This is a genomic window from Armatimonas sp., from assembly GCF_031410135.1.
In the GTDB taxonomy this organism is placed as follows: domain Bacteria; phylum Armatimonadota; class Armatimonadia; order Armatimonadales; family Armatimonadaceae; genus Armatimonas.
Genome location: NZ_JANNYP010000728.1, coordinates 1 through 2,353 on the forward strand (window position 1 = coordinate 1; position 2,353 = coordinate 2,353).

General features: G+C 56.1%; 3 protein-coding genes. All 3 read left to right on the forward strand.

All coding sequences use genetic code 11. The features are described 5' to 3' along the window. A partial coding sequence (locus tag RMO15_RS26675; RefSeq protein WP_309719973.1) for a tetratricopeptide repeat-containing diguanylate cyclase occupies positions 1-908 on the forward strand: 908 nt, incomplete at its 5' end. A gap of 143 nt (positions 909-1,051) precedes the next feature. Beyond that, on the forward strand, positions 1,052-1,339 hold the full coding sequence (gene groES / locus RMO15_RS26680) for a co-chaperone GroES (RefSeq protein ID WP_309719978.1): 288 nt from the start codon (positions 1,052-1,054) through the stop codon (positions 1,337-1,339). A gap of 8 nt (positions 1,340-1,347) precedes the next feature. Further along, positions 1,348-2,353, forward strand: a 1,006-nt coding sequence (gene groEL / locus RMO15_RS26685; RefSeq protein ID WP_309719983.1) for a chaperonin GroEL, incomplete at its 3' end; no start/stop codon positions are given.

Consider the following 2,353-nt stretch of genomic DNA (forward strand, 5'->3'; position numbering starts at 1 on the left):
TTCTTCAGGGAGTGCTCTACTACGCCTTGGAGCGCTTTCCTCTGTCAGAGCGCTTTTTGCTCACGACTTTGACGCAAGCCAGAGAGCTTCAGGACAATCAGCTAGAGATCCGGATACTCAGCGAGCTTGGTAAGCTCTATCTGAAGTGGGGACGTCTGCAAGAAGCACAGGGCTACCTTGAGCAGGGACTCCAGCTAGGGACGATGATGCAGGCAGATCTGCAGCTGCAAACCTGCCATGAGAACTTGGTTAGGGTGTGTGAGCAACAACAGAACTTTGAGCGCGCACTCTTTCATCATCGTGAGTTCTATCGCTTGGAGCGTGCGCGTTTTAACGCGACTGCGGAGAAACAGCGCCTAGCGCTACGCATGAGCCTGGATATTGAGCGTACCGAGCGTGAGTCGTTTCATCAGCAGCAGCGCAACGTGGAGCTTGAGGAACTTGCCCGGCGCGATGGCATGACGGGGCTCTACAACCATCGGACCTTTCAGGAGATCCTACGGGATTTGCTGAGTGCGGAGCGGCCTCTGACCTTGCTTTTGCTGGATGTAGATCACTTCAAGAGCTACAACGATACCTACGGTCATCCCTCCGGGGATGCGGTTCTCCAGCGTCTTGCACAAGTGCTTCAGGAGAGCATCCGCACCGGTGATACTGCGGCACGCTATGGAGGAGAAGAGTTCGCTCTGATCCTTCTGGGTGACTCGCCTGAGTCGGCTCAAGAGATTGCCACGCGCCTTGGGACAGCTGTCCGTGAGGCATCTTTTCCCCACCGCCAGATTACGGTCAGTATCGGGGTTGCACTGGCCACGGTGGGAATCACTCCCGCGCAGCTGGTCGCTACCGCCGATGTGGCCCTCTATGAGGCAAAGAAGCGTGGTCGTGACTGTTGGGCCAAGGCGGCCTGACGAAATCTTACGGATTTTTCGTAAGTTTTATATGCTCTTGCTTGAAATTTAGCGCACAACGCGGTATGCTTTACCCTGGTTGGCAGACTCGGCATGAGAGTGCTAATCTGTCAAAAAATTTCGATTTTTGAGGTTCAAGAAAGATGCTTAAACCGCTGGGAGACCGGATCGTTGTCAAAGCCGTCGAGGCTGAGACGACCACTGCAGGGGGAATCCTCCTGCCCGACACGGCTAAAGAGAAGCCGCAGACCGCTGAAGTGCTAGCCGTAGGGCCGGGCAAGACCCTGGACAATGGTACGCTTGTGGCACTAGAGATTAAAGTGGGCGACAAGGTCGTCTATGGTAAGTACAGTGGCACCGAGATTAAAGTGGATGGCCAAGAGCTGATCATTCTGCGCCAGGACGATGTTCTGGGAATCGTGGAGGGCTAGTCTAAAACATGGCATCCAAGGAAATTATCTACGATGAGGCCGCACGGCGCGCACTGGAGCGGGGGATCAATATCCTCGCCGATGCCGTCCGAGTGACGATGGGGCCCAAGGGCCGCAACGTGGTGCTGGAGAAAAAATACGGCTCTCCGAGCATCGTCAACGACGGTGTGACGATCGCCAAAGAGATCGAGGTCGAGGACAAGTTCGAGAATATGGGCGCACAGCTCGTTCGCGAAGTGGCCTCCAAGACCAACGATATCGCCGGTGACGGTACCACGACCGCGACCGTTCTGGCCCAGTCCATTGTCAAAGAAGGACTTCGCAATGTCGCCGCGGGCTCCAACCCGATGCTGATCAAGCGCGGGATGGACAAGGCTGTGGACGCCGTGATTGCAAGCTTGCACACGATGTCTGTTGCGGTTGAGGGCAACGATGCGATTGCCAATGTTGCGACGATCTCCGCCAACGACAAGGCCATTGGCACATTGGTTGCCAAGGCGATGGACGCGGTTGGTAAAGACGGTGTGATCACGGTCGAGGAGTCCAAGGGAATCCAGACCGAGCTCGATCTTGTGGAAGGAATGCAGTTCGATAAGGGCTACATCTCTCCCTACATGGTCACCGACGCGGAGCGCATGGAAGCCGAGCTCGACGAGCCGTATATTCTTCTCTTTGAGAAGAAAATCAGCTCGATCCAAGATCTGATCAAGCCGCTTGAGGCCGTGGCTCGCACGGGCAAGCCGCTGTTGATTATCGCCGAGGACGTGGACGGTGAAGCGCTGGCAACCCTCGTGGTCAACAAGCTGCGCGGTATCCTGAATGTCGTTGCGGTCAAGGCTCCTGGCTTTGGCGATCGCCGCAAGGCCATGATGGAGGATCTCGCGATCCTGACCGAGGGCAAGTTCATCACCGAAGACCTGGGTCTGAAGCTGGAGAACGTGGATCTTACCTACCTTGGCCGTGCCAAGCGTGTGGTGATCACCAAGGAAGACACGACCATCGTGGAGGGCGCAG